Here is a 14,638-nt window from a genome sequence, read left to right on the forward strand (position 1 = left end):
CTCGAAGGATGCTCCAGCCAGCGTTTTCTGGAGCATCCTTCGAGACGCGCTCCTGCGAAGCGCTCCTCAGGATGAGGGCTCTGGTTGGCCTCAAACCCTGTCTGAGCATCCCGATGCATCATTTCCACTATCGCGACGGCTCGCTCTTTGCCGAGGACGTCGATCTGCGGATGATCGCCGCCGAGGTCGGCACGCCGACTTACGTCTATTCCTCGGCTACGATCGAGCGGCACTACCGCCTCTTTTCCGAAGCAATGGCGAAAACCGCGCCTGGCGGCAAAGCGCATGTCTTCTATGCGATGAAGGCCAACGGCAATCTCGGTGTGCTGAAGACGCTGGCGGCGCTCGGCGCCGGGGCCGACACCGTCTCCGAAGGCGAGATCCGCAAGGCGCTTGCTGGGGGCTTTCCGCCCGAGAAGATCGTCTTCTCCGGTGTCGGCAAGTCCGAGAGCGAATTGCGCTTCGCCGTCGAGGCCGGGATCTACCAGGTCAATATCGAGACCGAGGGTGAGCTCGACATGCTCTCGCGCGTTGCCGCCTCGCTCGGCAAGCGCCAGGAGGCGGTGTTCCGGGTCAATCCCGATATCGGCGCCGGCGGCCACGCCAAGATCACGACGGGCTCGGCCGAGAACAAGTTCGGCGTCTCATTCGACGAGGTCGGCCGGCTCTATGCGCGCGCGGCCAACCAGTCCGGCGTCCGGATGATGGGGCTGGCGCTGCATATCGGCAGCCAGATTCGCGAAACCGAATCCTATGAGGCGGCCTACGCCAAGATGGCTGCGCTCGTCGGGTCGCTGCGGGCCGAGGGGCATCGCGTCGACCGGCTCGATCTCGGCGGCGGCCTGGGCATCCCCTACGAGATTCCAAAAGACTTCGACCATGGCCCGGACCTGATCGAGGCCTATGCCGCGATGGTCGCCCGGGTGACCGGGGGGCTCGACGTCGAGCTCGGCTTCGAGCCGGGCCGGCTCATCGTCGGCAATGCCGGCATCCTGCTGACGCGGGTGCTGCATCTCAATCCCCGCCCGACCAAGCAGTTTCTGGTCGTCGACGCCGCGATGAACGATCTGGTGCGGCCGGCGATGTACGAGGCCTATCACGAGATCTGGCCGGTCACCGAGCCTGCGGCGGATGCACGCAATGTCGCCTATGACGTCGTCGGTCCGATCTGCGAATCAGGCGATACCTTCACCACCGGCCGCGTTCTGCCGGCGCTGCAGCCCGACGACCTGATCGCCTTCATGACCGCGGGCGCCTACGGCGCCAGCATGTCCTCGACCTACAACCAGCGGCTGCTGGTGGCCGAAGTGCTGGTGAAGGAGGGCCGGTTCGCCGTGACAAGGCCGCGCCAGAGCTATGAGGAGCTTCTCGGCACGGATCGTGCACCGCCCTGGCTGTCCTGAAGGCCTGAGCTTCACAAAAAGCGGAGCCGGCTGTGGGCGGACGACCTTCGCTCTGGCCTTGCCACATTCACGTGCTAGCCTGTGTCTCGTGGATCGAAGGCTTGAGATGGCGCGGGGGCGGCTCGGAGCGACGGCATGAATGAGGCTGAGCGCCGCAAGGCGTCTGATCCGATCGAGAGCATCAGGCAGCGGCTCGCCCGTCTCGCCATTGCCTCGCGTATCTCGCTCGGCTGGGAGCGTGTCTGGCCCCGGCTCTGGCTTCCTCTCGCCATTCTCCTCAGTTTTCTCGCCGTGTCATGGCTTGGTCTGTGGACGCACCTGCCCTGGCAGGGCCGGGCGCTCGGCATCGTGCTGTTCTCGGCCGCGCTCGCGGCCGGCTTCTGGCATGTCGCCACGGTGCGGCTGCCGACGCGGCGCGATGCTCTGTCGCGGCTCGACCAGTCGCTTGCCGGCGGCCATCGTCCGGCCTCGTCGCTGGAGGACAGCCTCGCGGTCGGCTCGGGTGATCCGGTTTCGCAGGCCCTGTGGAAACTGCATGTCGAGCGTCAGAGCCGGCAGATCGCCGGGCTGACGGTTTCCGCGCCGCATCCGCTGATGGCGGGCCGCGATCGTTTCGCGTTGCGCGCGGTGCCGGTGCTCGCCGCCGTCACGGCTTTCTTTGTCGCCGGACACGAGGCCATGCCGCGCCTGCGGGCCGCCTTCGACTGGCGCGGGCCGGTCGCTCCCGCGCCCGCCATCCGCATCGACGCCTGGATCGACCCGCCGGCCTATACGCGCTTGCCGCCGATCCTGATCGATTTCGCCCGGATCGAGCATGGCCGTGGCCTCAGCCCGAATTTCAGCGCGCCCGAGAAATCGACTATCGTGGTGCGGATCGCCGGCAAGGCCCGGATGGACGTCGCCACCACCGGGCGTCTCGATGCGCTGCCGGTGCCCGAGGCCAAGGATGGCAAGCCCGTGCCTGCGACGCCCGCCGACGCGCCTGCCGTGCTGGAGAAGCGCTATACGCTCGCTGGCAACGGCACGCTGAAGCTGACGGGTCCCGGTGCGCCCGGCACGACGCTCGCCCTGACCGCAATCGCCGACCAGCCGCCGCAGATCAGCTTCGTCGAGCCGCCCAAGCCCGTCACCGGCGCGCAGGCCGGCGGACTTTCGCTGACCTATCGCGCCAAGGACGATTACGGCGTCAGCGCCGCCGAGGTCGTGGTGTCGCGGCCGGGGCCGGCCTCGACCGGGCGATCTCTGGTCGAGCCGCCCAAGCAGGGGCTGACGGTGCCGTCCTCCTCAACCGGCGATGAGGAATCGAAAAGCACGGTCGATTTCTCGGCCCATCCCTGGGCGGGCGCAAAGGTCCGCATGACGCTCGTCGCCCGCGACGAGGCCGGGCAGGAGGGTCGCAGCGAGCCGATGGAGGTGACGCTGCCGCAGCGCACCTTCACCAAGCCGCTCGCCAAGGCGCTCGTCGAGCAGCGCCGCAAGCTCGTCATGGATGTCGACGACCGGCGCAAGGTCCAGCTCGCCATGGACGCGCTGCTGATCGAGCCGGAACTGTTCATGAAGGAGACCGGCGTCTATCTCGGCATGCGCATGATCAACGAGCGGCTGCGCCGTTCGACCAGCGACGACCAGCTGCGCGATGTCGCCGATCTGATGTGGTCGATGGCGCTCCAGCTCGAGGATGGCGATCTCTCCGACGCCGAGCGGGCGCTCCGGGCGGCGCAGGAAAATCTCCAGCAGGCGCTCGAACGCGGCGCCTCCGAAGAAGAGATCAAGAAGCTGACCGAGGAAATGCGGCGGGCGATGGACCGCTTCATGCGACAGCTCGCCGAGCAGATGCAGCGTCAGCAGCAGAATGGCGACCAGAAGAACGCGCAGATGCCGGAGAATTTCCGCTCGGTGACGCCGCGCGATCTCCAGAACATGCTCAACCGTATCGAGGAATTGTCGAAGCGCGGCGACATGGCCGAGGCGCAGCGGTTGATGGAACAGCTCAACCAGATGCTCAACAACTTGCAGATGGCGCGGCCCGGACAGCAGGACCCGCGCCAGCGCGAGATGAATCAGGCGCTGAGCGACCTCGACAAGATGACGCGCGAACAGCAGCAGCTGCGCGACGAGACCTATCAGCAGGAGCAGCAGCGCCAGAACCGCACCCAGCGCGGCCAGCGTCCGGGCCAGCAGCAGGCGCGCCCCGGCCAGCAGGGCCAGCGTCAGCAGGGCCAGCGCGGTCAACGCGGCCAGCAACCGGGCCAGCAGCCCGGCGACCAGGGCGAGGGCGAGGACGGCGAAAACGGCGAAGGCCAGCAGGGCGAGAACGGCCAGGGCGGCCAGGGCCTGTCCGAGCGGCAACAGGCGTTGCGCGAGCGGCTGCAGGAGCTGCAGCGCCGGATGCGCGGCATGGGCGCGCCGAGCCAGGGCGAACTCGGCGAGGCCGAGGACGCGATGGGCGAGGCGCAAGGCCAGCTCGGCCAGGGTCAGGGCGAAGGCGCGCTGGAATCGCAGGGGCGGGCGCTGGAGGCGCTGCGCAAGGGCGGCCAGAGCATGGCCCAGCAGATGCAGGGTCAGCCCGGCGAGGGCGATGGCACCGAGGGCGCGTTCGGCGAGCCCGACGGCCAGCCGGCAGGACGTCCCTCTGCGCAGCAGCGTGGCCGCGAGGACCCGCTCGGCCGGCCGCAGCGCCAGCGCGACTGGGCCGATGGCCGTGTCCGCGTGCCCGGCGCCGACGAAAGCGCGACGCAGCGGGCCCGGCGGATTCTCGATGAGTTGCGCCGCCGCCTCGGCGATCCGTCACGGCCCACCGAGGAGCTGGACTATCTGGAGCGGCTGCTCAGGCGCAATTGACGACTGGCTGCCGCCGTTCTCGATAAAGGCACGAGGAACCCTCTCCCGGAGGGAGAGGGCAGGGTGAGGGGTCGGACGTTGTCCGCATGGGGCGAGACCTTGCCGAAGCGTGCCGTTTGGTTTGCGTCTCGTTTTTCGAGCGGCCGTCACCTCTCCCCTGCCCCTCTCCTTACAGGAGAGGGGTTCCACGCGCTTCGTCCGGTGCCGGTTTGGCTTTACCACTCCAACTCGCCACCAGCGCTCCGACCACGATCAGCACGCAGGATGCAGCCAGCAGCCAGCTCGCCGCGGCGTAGCCCGCCAGCACGAGGATGATCGTCGAAAGAACCGGCGCGGCGTAGGAGGCGACGCCGAGCAGCGCGACGTCGCCCTGCTTCATGCCGATATCCCAGACGACGAAGGCAAGCCCGATCGCGCCCAGCCCGAGGCCGAGCACGCCGCCCCATTCGATCGCGGTCAGCGACCACAGCGTCGTCTCGAAGGCGAGATGGCAGGCGAAGGCGGGGATGGCGCAGCCGAGCATGGTGAGGCTGAGCGATTCCGAGGGCACTTCGCTGAACCGGCGCGAGACCACGGAATAGCTCGCCCAGACGAAGGCGCCCAGCGCCGCCAGCGCATGGCCGAGCGACAGTCCACCGCCCGTGCCGAGACCGCCGGAGACCAGCAGAACCGTCGCCGCAAGGCCTATCAGCGCGCCCAGGAGGTGCCGCAGCTTCAGCCCGCCGCCCGGCAGCAGGGCTGCAAACAGCACGATCAGCAGCGGCCAGAGATAGTGGATCAGGTTGGCCTCGGCGGCCGGCGCGGTCTTGACGGCGGCATAATACAGGAAGGTGTCGCCGAACGGCCCGTAAAGCCCGAGCGCGAACGAGGCCGGCGTCGGCACGACGCGCCGGATCTGGCCGCGGACGGCGGCGACGACGAGGTTGGTCAGCCCGCCGATGACGAAGGTCATGCCGACGAGCTGGAACGGCGGCACGCGGCCCGTCATGGCGGTGAACAGCGCCAGCGTCGACCAGAGCAGGATCGCGACGAAGCCGGTGAGGGTGGCGGTGCGGGAGGTCATGACGGGCTGGCTTTAAGCGCAAGGGCAGGTGGCGCTGGCGTTAGCAGACCGGCGGGCCGCTGCCCATGGCCTGCGGGGCATCGCCGCCAACGACAGCGCGCGGTTGCCGGCTTCCGCCGCGCTCCATAAGGATGGCGCGATTGCGACGACCCTCGAGTTCCAGCCCCGGAGCGATAGCGCGTGACCGATGCGAACTATGTACCCGCCGGAGATGGCGAGGCCTGGGACAAGGTTTCGCCGGCGCAGGCCGGTTTCGACGCCTCCGCGCTCCAGTCGGCGATCGCCTTTGCACAAGCCAGCGAGAGCACCTGGCCGCGCAGCCTGCATTATCCCGACGGGCGCTATGTCGGTCTCGTCGAATGGAACGAGACCGGGCCGTGGAGCGAGATCGTCGGCCCCGTGCGCGAACGCGGCGAGCCGGCCGGGCTGATCGTCAAGGGTGGCCGCATCGCGGCCGAATGGGGCGACACGGCCCGCACCGATATGACCTTCTCGATCGCCAAGAGCTATCTCGCGATCCTGGCCGGCCTGGCATTCGCCGACGGACTGATCGGCGATGTCGACGCGCCGGTGGCTGAGACCGTCGCCGGCCCGTGGTTCGAGAGCGCGCGAAACCGCGCCATCTCCTGGCGGCATTTGCTGCAGCAGTCGAGCGAATGGCAGGGCGAGATTTTCGGCAAGTCCGATCAGGTCGATCACAATCGCCAGATCGGGCCGGGCGCCGACAACAGCCGCAAGGGCCAGAAGCGCGACCTGCTCCCGGCCGGCAGCCACTACGAGTACAATGATGTCCGCGTGAATCTCTTGGCATTCTGCCTGTTGCAGCGCTTCCGGCGGCCGTTGCCCGAGGTGCTGCGCGAGCGCATCATGGACCCGGTCGGCGCGTCGCAGGACTGGCGCTGGGAGGGCTATAGCAACTCCTTCGTCGAGATCGACGGGCGGCGGATGCAGTCCGTGCCCGGCGGCGGCCATTGGGGCGGCGGGATGTTCATCGGCGCGCGCGACCATGCCCGCGTCGGCCTGCTGATCGCGCGCGGCGGCGTCTGGGCCGGCCGGCAACTGCTCTCGCGCGACTGGATCGCACGGATGCTGTCGCCCTCGCCGACGCTGGGCAATTACGGCTATCTCTGGTGGCTGAACCGGGGCGCGGCCGCGCGACCGCATGTGCCCGCGAGCGCCGTCTTCGCTCTCGGGGCCGGCGTCAACGTGATCTGGCTCGATCCCGAGCAGGATCTGGTGGCGGTGCTGCGCTGGATCGACAAGACCGCGCTGGACGGTTTCGTCGACCGAATGCTGGCGGCGCGGCGCTGAAGCCATGGGCGGCATGCCTTATTTCTCGCCATGGCGTCTATGCGTCCGCGGCGATTGACCTGATCGGCGCGACGGCCCAAAGCCACCGCCATGACGACGATCTCCCTGCCTGTCTCCGCGCGTCGCCCGGTCATGCCGGTTCTGGCGGCGCTCAGTGTCGCGCATCTGCTGAACGATCTCGTCCAGTCGATGATTCCGGCGGTGTATCCGCTGCTGAAGGAGGCGTATCGGCTCGACTTCACGCAGATCGGTTTGATCACGCTGGCCTTCCAGGTGACATCGTCGCTGCTGCAGCCGCTGCTCGGCTATCTGACCGACCGCAGGCCCTGGCCCTATGCGATGGTCGTGGGGATGTGCGCCACGCTCGTGGGGCTCGTCACGCTGTCCTTTGCGGCAAGCTATGGCGTCGTGCTGGTCGCCGCGGCGCTGATCGGGCTGGGGTCGGCCGTGTTCCATCCCGAGGCCACCCGCATGGCGCGCCATGCGGCTGCGGGGCGGCAGGGGCTGGCGCAGGGCGTGTTTCAGGTCGGCGGCCACGCCGGTTATGCGGCTGGTCCGCTGCTGGCGGCGGCGGTCGTTGTGCCGCGCGGCCAGGCGAGCCTGGTCTGGTTTTCCGGCGTCGTGCTCGTCGCGATGGTGCTGATGGCCTGGACGGCCTCGCGCTATGCGGCGCTGCGGCGCAGCCAGGTCGCGGCGAAGGCGGGGACCGACGAGGCGGTTGCGGGTCATGGCCTGTCGGGCCGCCAGATCCTGTTCGCGATGGCGGTTCTGATCGTGCTTTTGATGTCGAAGAACGCCTATACGGCGGGCTTCACCTCCTACTACACCTTCTATCTGATCGAGCGCTTCGGCGTGACCGTTCAGGCTTCGCAGCTGCTCCTGTTCCTCTATCTCGTGGTCGGCGCGCTCGGCGTCATCGTCGGCGGGATGATCGGCGACAGGATCGGCCGCGACAAGATGATCTGGCTGTCGATTGTCGGCTCGCTGCCCTTCGCGCTGATGCTGCCTTTTGCCGATCTGTTCTGGACCGGCGTCCTCAGCGTGCTGGTGAGCCTGATCATGGCGAGCGCCTTCTCGTCGATCCTAATCTACGCGATCGATCTGGTGCCGCACCGGGTCGGGCTGGTCGGCGGTCTGTTCTACGGGCTGGCCTTCGGGCTTGGCGGCGTGGCGGCGGCGGGCCTGGGCGCGCTCGCCGACCAGATCGGCATCGTCAGGGTGTTCGGGCTCTGCGCCTGGCTGCCCGCGCTGGGGCTGCTGACGTTCCTGCTGCCGAAGGCGCGGCGCTGAGCAGGCCTTCGGCCGCAAGCCTCAGGCCATATACTGCCCGCCATTGACCGCGAAGGTCGCGCCGGTGGCGAAGCCGCCCTGGTCGGACGCCAGGAAGGCCACCATCGCCGCGATTTCCTCAGGCTTGCCGAGGCGGCCGACCGGAATGCCCGCAATGACGCGCTTCAGCGCCTCCTCGGGCATGGCTGCGACCATGTCGGTGCCGATATAGCCCGGCGTGATCGCGTTGACGGTGATGCCCTTGTTGGCGTTCTCCTGCGCCAGCGCCTTGACGAAGCCGATGTCGCCGGCCTTGGCGGCCGAGTAGTTGACCTGCCCCATCTGGCCTTTCTGGCCGTTGATCGAGGAGATCACGATGATCCGGCCGAAGGAGCGGGCGCGCATGCCCTCGATCACCGGCCGGGTCATGTTGAACAGCGAGTCGAGGTTGGTGCGGATGACCGCCGACCACTGGTCCTTGGTCATCTTGTGGAAGAAGCCGTCCTTGGTAATGCCGGCGTTGTTGACGAGGATATCGATCGGGCCGAGATCGGCCTCGACCTTGGCGACGCCGGCAGCGCAGGCGTCGAAATCGCCGACATCCCATTTGAAGACGGGGATGCCGGTTTCGGCCTGGAATTTCGCCGCCGCCTCGTCATTGCCGGCATAGCTCGCCGCGACCCTGTGGCCGGCCTCGCTGAGCGCCTTCGAGATCGCGGCGCCGATGCCGCGTGTTCCGCCCGTGACCAGTGCAACCTTGGACATCGTTTATCTCCCCTTTGGTCGGCAGTTCTCGCGACTGCGCTGTTGTTTTCTCTATTGCTCTGAAAGCTTCATGTCGGGCGTGTAGGACGCGTCCACGTCCTTGATGATCGCCTGGCCGCAGAAGACCCGCCCGCTCGCGGCGTCGAAAGTCAGGGTCGGGTGCCCATAGAGCGCCCAGCCCCGGCTCAGAGCTTCCGACACCCGATGACAGAAGGCGGCGTCATCGGGCCCGGTGATGTAGCGGTAGAGCGTCGTCTGACGCGCCATGCCTCAGGCCCGCTCGACCGCGAGCGCCACGCCCATGCCGCCGCCGATGCACAAGGTCGCGAGGCCCTTCTTGGCGTCGCGCTTCTCCATCTCGTGCAGCAGCGTGACAAGCACGCGTGCGCCCGAAGCGCCGATCGGATGGCCGATCGCGATCGCGCCGCCATTGACGTTGACGATGTCGGTGTTCCAGCCGAGGTCCTTGTTGACCGCGATGGCCTGCGCCGCGAAGGCCTCGTTGGCCTCGACGAGATCGAGATCGGAGGCCTTCCAGCCGGCCTTCTCGAGCGCCTTGCGCGTCGCCGGGATCGGGCCCGAGCCCATGATCGCGGGATCGACGCCGGCCGTCGCCCAGGAGCGGATCGTCGCCAGAGGCTTGAGGCCGCGCTTGGCCGCCTCCTTGGCGGTCATGATGACGAGCGCGGCGGCGCCGTCATTGATGCCCGACGCGTTGCCGGCGGTTACCGTGCCGTCCTTGGAGAAGGCGGGCTTGAGCTTGGCCATCGCCTCGACGGTGGCACCGTGGCGCGGATACTCGTCGGCGTCGACGACGATGTCGCCCTTGCGGGTCGAGATGGTGAAGGGGACGATCTCGTCCTTGAACCGGCCGCTCTTCTGCGCGGCCTCGGCCTTGTTCTGCGAGGCGGTGGCGAACTTGTCCTGCTCCTCGCGGCTGATCTGCCACTTCGTCGCGACGTTCTCGGCGGTGGTGCCCATATGGTAGCCGTGGAAGGCGTCCCAGAGCCCGTCCTTGATCATCGTGTCGATGAATTTGGTGTCGCCCATCTTGGTGCCGTTGCGCAGATGCGCGGCATGCTGCGACATCGACATCGATTCCTGGCCGCCGGCGACGATGATGTCGGCATCGCCATTGGCGATCTGCTGCAGGCCGAGCGCGACGGCGCGCAAGCCCGAGCCGCAAAGCTGGTTCAGGCCCCAGGCGGAGGCCTCCTGCGGGATGCCGGCGGCCATTGCGGCCTGACGGGCCGGGTTCTGGCCCTGACCGGCGGTCAGGATCTGCCCCATGATGACCTCGTCGACATCGGCGGGATCGACCTTGGCCCGGAGGAGCGCCTCCTTGATCGCGGCCGCGCCGAGCTCATGGGCCGGCGTGTTGGCGAAGGCGCCGTTGAAAGCCCCGACCGCGGTGCGAGCCGCGCCGACGATGACGATATCCGTATCAGCCATGGGAGAGTTCCTTTTCGCGTTGTCTCGGCTGCTATCGCGACGACCCGCTCTCGCTTCGGGCCGCCCGGTTTCATGAAGGCACCTTCGAAGCCTGCCGCGCTTGCGTCAAGTCAGCCCAAGGGCTTGTGGCTTGCGAAAATTTTGGCCTGTCATGTTGCAGGCTGCCGCAAACACGGGCAGCGGGAGCCCAACTTTAGTCGGGTTTTTGCGCTGCACGCTCAAAAAACTTGCGACGCGCCACTGACAAGCTATCGTTGGACCTGAAGATCGTTCCGTTCGGTCGTGCCGCGATATTCGGGGCAGGGCGCGAACCAGCGTCATGCGGGATTCTGATGGCCAGCGAAAAAGAACCGACCGTCATCAAGAAATACGCCAATCGTCGCCTCTACCATACCGGCACCAGTTCGTATGTGACGCTCGAGGATCTTGCCGGTCTCGTGCGCGGCGGCGAGGACTTCGTGGTCTATGACGCGAAATCCGGCGAAGACATCACGCGCTCGGTGCTCGCGCAGATCATCTTCGACGAGGAGGCCAAGGACGGGCAGAACCTGCTGCCGATCGCCTTCCTGCGCCAGCTCATCCGCTTCTACGGCGACAGCATGCAGGCGCTGGTGCCGCGCTATCTCGAATTCTCGATGGACAATTTGACCAAGGACCAGGGTCAGTTCCGCGAGCAGATGGCCAAGGCTTTCAGCGGCGGCACCTTCGGCGGCGGAGCGGCGATGGATGCGCTGCAGCAGCAGACGCGGGCCAACATGGCGCTGTTCACCGACGCCTTCCGCATGTTCAACCCGTTCACCGCCATCGCCGCCGCCAAGGCGAAGGACGACGGCGCTTCCACGCCGGCCAAGGGCGACGACCTCGGCGACCTCAAGCGCGAACTCGGCGAGATGCGCGAGCGCCTGGACAAGCTGTCGAAGGGTAAGTGAGACGGTTCGGCCGAGTCTGGGGGCTCTAGCCCGGAACTACAGCCGTCATCCCGGACAAGCGGTGAAGCCGCGCCGATCCGGGATCCATCATAAGGCGCTGTCGTGCTCTATGATGGATTCCGGGTCTCCGCTTCGCTGCGCCCGGAATGACGGGCGTCGGTCGTCCGGCGGCAATCCTTGGTGGCTCGGTCACTCAGCCCGCCGCGCTCGCCCGCACCGGAGCCGCCGCGACAGGCCAGATCTCCGCCTTGCCGACCAGATGGCCCTGCAGATAGGTCACGCCCCAGTCGCTGAGCATCGTCGCCTGCAGGTCGTCGTCGACCCATTCTGCGACGGTCTCCACATTGAGATGGCGGGCGAGGTCGAGCAGGGTGCGGACGTAGAAGCGGTCATCGGTCGAGCGGCGCAGGTTCTGGGTGAAGGCGCCGTCGAGCTTCAGGATGTCGATCGGGAAGGCGCGCAGGTGCCGCAGCGAGGTGTGGCCCGCGCCGAAATCGTCGATCGCGATGCGCGCGCCCTGGCCCTTGATCGCGGTCAGGAGCTTGGCCATGCGCGCGGGGTCGTCGATCGTGGCGGTTTCCGTCACCTCCACGATCAGGCGCGAGGCGACGCCGCGGGCGGCGTTGGTGCAGGCAAGGAAGGCGTCGAGCCATTCCGGATCGGTCAATGAACGCGGCGAGACGTTGATCGAGAGCGACAATGCGCTGTCGGTCTTGAGCAGGTCGATCGCCAGTTCGAGCACACGGTGGTCGAAGAGCCGCACCAGCCCGCGCCGCTCCAGCAGCGGGATCAGTTCGGCCGGCGCGAAGAACAGGCCGTCCGTGCCCTGCCCGACGCGCAGAAGGGCTTCGTGAAAGGCGACGTCGCGCTGCTTTGCCCGCACGATCGGCTGCAAGGCGAGCTGCACCCGCCGCTCGTTCAGCGCCGCCACCGCCTGCAGATCGAAGCCCGGACGGTCGGCGGCAGCCTCGCGAATGTCGGAGCGTCTGGCGATCACGGCCGAATCGACCGCGCCGGCCTTGGCGTTGGCGAGCGCGTTCTCGGCGGCAGCGACCAGCGCGCCGGCATGGCTCGACAAATCGGGCGCAAGCGCCGCGCCGACGCGCAGCCGCGCCAAAGCGATGCCGCGCGCCGTCTCGATGGCGGAATGCGCGACGGCCTTGATGAAGCGGCGCGCCGCCGCCTCGACCTGGTTTGCCGGGCAGCCGGTGAGCAGGATGGCGAAGCGGTTGCCGGAATAGCGCATCAGATGGTCGCGCCGGCGCATGACCGAGCGCAGCCGGTCCTGCACCACGCCGATGATCTCGTCGGTGGCCTCATGGCCGAAATCGTCGTTGAGTCGTGTCAGCTCGTCGATCGCCGCGACCAGCACGACGACGACCCGCTCGGCCGGAAGATGCTCGGACAAAGCGAGTTCGACCCGCTCGACCAGCGAATGGCGGTCGCAGAGTTCGCTTCCGGGGGCGCCGAGCTCGTCGGGCCTGACGCCGCGTTCGAGCCGCAGCACGCCGCGCGCGCTCGCCGGGCGGCCGTCGGTTCCGGCAAACCAGCGACCGGCGTCCTCGATCCACATCTTGCGGCCGGCGAGATCGGCGGCGTAGCGCGTGCGGTAGACGACGCCCTCGCCGCTGTCCTGGCCGCTGGAGGAGTAGATCGCGTCATAGCGGCTGCGGCCGCTGCCGGGCTCGACGAGGCCGGCGAAGGCGAGACCGCGGGCGAGCACCGATTCGGAGACGCCGACGAGCACCTCGCCGGCATTGGGCCCCCATTTCAGGGCGTCGCTGGCGATGTCCCAGCTGTAGACGACCTCGCCGATCGACGAGAGCAGGCTGCGCGGATCGATCTGGCTGTCGTCGCGGGAACTCAGGATCGACGGCGCGGGCATCGGGCTGTTGGCCTCAGGCGGACAGGGCGCAGGATGCCGGGCTTAAGGCTGTGTCGTCCTGGCCCGGATGGAACGGGAGATGTTTCGAAACGATGCGGCTTTTTGGTTTAACGCCCCGTTAAGTCTGGCCGCCCGCTTGCAGTTTTGAACTCCAGCGCCACAGGGCGTTCCGGAGCGGAACATGACGGGTTTCAACGATCGCGATCGCACCGGGGGGCCATCGGCGTCGGACATGGCGATGCTGCTGCTGCAACTCGCCGCGAGCCAGGCCGAAATCGGTCCGTTCGCGCGCCGGGGCCGCGAGACGCCGCGAGACGCGGCGAGGCTCTATGGCGCGGCCGCGCGCGCCGTTCCGGGTCGCAAGCTCAAATTCGCCTGATCGCCTCGCACCCAAGGCTGCCCGCCAAAGAAAAAGCCGGCCTCGCGGCCGGCTTGTTTCATTGAGACTGTCGCCGGCCCGCTTAAGGGCCGAAGCGATCAGGCGTCGGTCTTGACCTTCAGGACCTGGCGGCCGCGATACATGCCCGACTTCAGATCGACATGGTGCGGGCGGCGCAGTTCGCCGGAGTTCTTGTCTTCGATATAGGTGGGCTGCTTCAGCGCGTCGGCCGAGCGGCGCATGCCCCGCTTCGACGGCGACGTCTTTCTCTTCGGAACGGCCATGATACTTCTCCATCGTGCCGCCGCCCGGAAGCGCCACCTCAAAGGCCGCGCTGCCGTCACGACGACGGATCAATCTCGTGAGGCGTTGCCCATACACGCTGGCGCGAGGCATGGCTAGAGCCAGCGCAAGATGTTTTTCAAGAACCATACGCCGTCATTCCGGGCGCAGCGCAGCGGAGACCCGGAATCCATCGAAGGGCTATGCGCTCTACGATGGATTCCGGATCGGCGCGGCCTCGCCGCTGGTCCGGAATGACGGTGGTGTTTCCACACCATAACGTCAAAACTGCTCAATCGAAATCCTCTTCGCCCTCCGGCACGGCGCAGTTGCTGAGCGCACCGACCTGGCCCATGCGCTGGAGCACGCGGGCGCTGCCGGCCTGCAAGGCGCGGTTGGGCCTGGCGGGATCGCGGGCGATCGGGTTTGGCAGCGCGGCTGCGAGCCTTGCCGCCTCCTGCCGCGTCAGCCCGGTCGCTGCCTTCTTGAAATAGCGTTGCGCGGCGGCCTCCGCGCCATAGAGCCCGTCGCCCCATTCGGCGACGTTGAGATAGACCTCCATCACGCGCTGCTTGCCCCAGGCGAGATCGATCGCCAGCGCGAGCGGGATTTCCAGCCCTTTCCGGATGTAGGAGCGGCCGGGCCAGAGGAAGACGTTCTTGGCCGTCTGCATGGTCAGGGTCGAGGCGCCGCGGCCGGGCCCGTCCTCATCCTCCAGCACTGTATTGAGCTCGACCCAGTCGACGCCCGCATGCTGGCAATAACGCTGGTCCTCCGAGGCGATCACGGCGCGGATCAGGGCCGGCGAGATGTCGGCGAGCGCCGTCCACTGCCGCTCGACCGGCTGGAAGGTGATCCAGCGCCCGAGCATCAGCGTCGATGGCACGGGGACGAAGCGATAGGCGACCAGCGCCACCGCGAGCAGGACCAGACCCAGCAGGACGAGGCCGAAGACCCACCGCAGCAGCCGGCCCAACAACCCTCGCGGCTTCGTCGCTTCCGCGCCCGCCATGCCCATATCCCCCTCGGCTTGACGATTCCGCACGGCTCCGGCAAGCC

Annotated in this window: 13 protein-coding genes; 6 read left to right on the forward strand and 7 right to left on the reverse strand. The window is 67.7% G+C overall.

All coding sequences use genetic code 11. The features are described 5' to 3' along the window. The first annotated feature begins 113 nt into the window (after window positions 1-113). Both lysA and AC1DZY_RS07505 read left to right on the forward strand, forming a co-directional pair. Entirely contained in the window at window positions 114-1,403 is a 1,290-nt protein-coding gene (gene lysA, locus AC1DZY_RS07500) for a diaminopimelate decarboxylase (protein WP_476819736.1), read from the forward strand. Window positions 1,404-1,538: 135 nt separating this feature from the next. Further along, complete coding sequence (locus AC1DZY_RS07505; RefSeq protein WP_476819472.1) at window positions 1,539-4,244, forward strand: TIGR02302 family protein; 2,706 nt, start codon at window positions 1,539-1,541, stop codon at window positions 4,242-4,244. Between the two features lie 169 nt (window positions 4,245-4,413). On the opposite strand, the gene yddG is transcribed toward AC1DZY_RS07505, so the two are convergent. Further along, window positions 4,414-5,307 carry an aromatic amino acid exporter YddG gene (gene yddG, locus AC1DZY_RS07510; RefSeq protein ID WP_476819473.1) on the reverse strand — a complete coding sequence of 298 codons (894 nt, stop codon included), beginning with the start codon at window positions 5,305-5,307 and terminating at the stop codon, window positions 4,414-4,416. 180 nt (window positions 5,308-5,487) lie between these two features. Between yddG and AC1DZY_RS07515 the strand changes: the two genes are divergently transcribed. Both AC1DZY_RS07515 and AC1DZY_RS07520 read left to right on the forward strand, forming a co-directional pair. Further along, entirely contained in the window at window positions 5,488-6,618 is a 1,131-nt protein-coding gene (locus AC1DZY_RS07515; protein ID WP_476819474.1) for a serine hydrolase domain-containing protein, read from the forward strand. A 90-nt stretch (window positions 6,619-6,708) separates the two neighbouring features. Beyond that, the gene (locus AC1DZY_RS07520; protein WP_476819475.1) at window positions 6,709-7,908 is read left to right on the forward strand and encodes an MFS transporter; all 1,200 of its coding nucleotides are present in this window, start codon (window positions 6,709-6,711) and stop codon (window positions 7,906-7,908) included. Between the two features lie 21 nt (window positions 7,909-7,929). Here AC1DZY_RS07520 and phbB read toward each other — a convergent pair whose 3' ends face one another. The 3 genes from phbB to AC1DZY_RS07535 are packed head-to-tail and all read right to left on the reverse strand — an operon-like array spanning window position 7,930 to window position 10,104. Further along, window positions 7,930-8,652, reverse strand: coding sequence for an acetoacetyl-CoA reductase (gene phbB / locus AC1DZY_RS07525; RefSeq protein WP_476819476.1), 723 nt, complete (start codon window positions 8,650-8,652; stop codon window positions 7,930-7,932). A 51-nt stretch (window positions 8,653-8,703) separates the two neighbouring features. Next, window positions 8,704-8,919, reverse strand: coding sequence for a DUF1737 domain-containing protein (locus AC1DZY_RS07530; RefSeq protein WP_476819477.1), 216 nt, complete (start codon window positions 8,917-8,919; stop codon window positions 8,704-8,706). Window positions 8,920-8,922: 3 nt separating this feature from the next. Continuing rightward, window positions 8,923-10,104 (reverse strand): acetyl-CoA C-acetyltransferase, encoded by a 1,182-nt coding sequence (locus AC1DZY_RS07535; RefSeq protein WP_476819478.1) that lies wholly within the window; start codon window positions 10,102-10,104, stop codon window positions 8,923-8,925. Window positions 10,105-10,436: 332 nt separating this feature from the next. Here AC1DZY_RS07535 and phaR point away from each other — a divergent pair, with 332 nt between their 5' ends. Beyond that, window positions 10,437-11,033, forward strand: coding sequence for a polyhydroxyalkanoate synthesis repressor PhaR (phaR, locus tag AC1DZY_RS07540; protein WP_476819479.1), 597 nt, complete (start codon window positions 10,437-10,439; stop codon window positions 11,031-11,033). A gap of 193 nt (window positions 11,034-11,226) precedes the next feature. Here the strand turns inward: phaR and AC1DZY_RS07545 are convergent, their stop codons facing one another. Next, on the reverse strand, window positions 11,227-12,918 hold the full coding sequence (locus tag AC1DZY_RS07545; RefSeq protein ID WP_476819480.1) for a bifunctional diguanylate cyclase/phosphodiesterase: 1,692 nt from the start codon (window positions 12,916-12,918) through the stop codon (window positions 11,227-11,229). Between the two features lie 181 nt (window positions 12,919-13,099). Between AC1DZY_RS07545 and AC1DZY_RS07550 the strand changes: the two genes are divergently transcribed. Beyond that, window positions 13,100-13,297: a hypothetical protein gene (locus AC1DZY_RS07550; RefSeq protein WP_476819481.1), complete on the forward strand. Its 198-nt coding sequence runs from the start codon at window positions 13,100-13,102 to the stop codon at window positions 13,295-13,297. 98 nt (window positions 13,298-13,395) lie between these two features. On the opposite strand, the gene rpmF is transcribed toward AC1DZY_RS07550, so the two are convergent. Next, window positions 13,396-13,581 carry a 50S ribosomal protein L32 gene (rpmF, locus tag AC1DZY_RS07555; protein WP_047582212.1) on the reverse strand — a complete coding sequence of 62 codons (186 nt, stop codon included), beginning with the start codon at window positions 13,579-13,581 and terminating at the stop codon, window positions 13,396-13,398. Window positions 13,582-13,871: 290 nt separating this feature from the next. Further along, window positions 13,872-14,591: a monofunctional biosynthetic peptidoglycan transglycosylase gene (mtgA, locus tag AC1DZY_RS07560; RefSeq protein WP_476819482.1), complete on the reverse strand. Its 720-nt coding sequence runs from the start codon at window positions 14,589-14,591 to the stop codon at window positions 13,872-13,874. Window positions 14,592-14,638: the final 47 nt, after the last annotated feature.

Source organism: Allobosea sp. P2_A10 (assembly GCF_056405115.1).

Bases quoted from the DNA above. Each gene is read 5' to 3' on its own strand.
- lysA (WP_476819736.1), top strand. From the start codon at position 114: ATGCATCATTTCCACTATCGCGACGGCTCGCTCTTTGCCGAGGACGTC.
- AC1DZY_RS07505 (WP_476819472.1), top strand. From the start codon at position 1,539: ATGAATGAGGCTGAGCGCCGCAAGGCGTCTGATCCGATCGAGAGCATC.
- yddG (WP_476819473.1), bottom strand. From the start codon at position 5,307: ATGACCTCCCGCACCGCCACCCTCACCGGCTTCGTCGCGATCCTGCTC.
- AC1DZY_RS07520 (WP_476819475.1), top strand. From the start codon at position 6,709: ATGACGACGATCTCCCTGCCTGTCTCCGCGCGTCGCCCGGTCATGCCG.
- phbB (WP_476819476.1), bottom strand. From the start codon at position 8,652: ATGTCCAAGGTTGCACTGGTCACGGGCGGAACACGCGGCATCGGCGCC.
- AC1DZY_RS07530 (WP_476819477.1), bottom strand. From the start codon at position 8,919: ATGGCGCGTCAGACGACGCTCTACCGCTACATCACCGGGCCCGATGAC.
- AC1DZY_RS07535 (WP_476819478.1), bottom strand. From the start codon at position 10,104: ATGGCTGATACGGATATCGTCATCGTCGGCGCGGCTCGCACCGCGGTC.
- phaR (WP_476819479.1), top strand. From the start codon at position 10,437: ATGGCCAGCGAAAAAGAACCGACCGTCATCAAGAAATACGCCAATCGT.
- AC1DZY_RS07545 (WP_476819480.1), bottom strand. From the start codon at position 12,918: ATGCCCGCGCCGTCGATCCTGAGTTCCCGCGACGACAGCCAGATCGAT.
- AC1DZY_RS07550 (WP_476819481.1), top strand. From the start codon at position 13,100: ATGACGGGTTTCAACGATCGCGATCGCACCGGGGGGCCATCGGCGTCG.
- rpmF (WP_047582212.1), bottom strand. From the start codon at position 13,581: ATGGCCGTTCCGAAGAGAAAGACGTCGCCGTCGAAGCGGGGCATGCGC.
- mtgA (WP_476819482.1), bottom strand. From the start codon at position 14,591: ATGGCGGGCGCGGAAGCGACGAAGCCGCGAGGGTTGTTGGGCCGGCTG.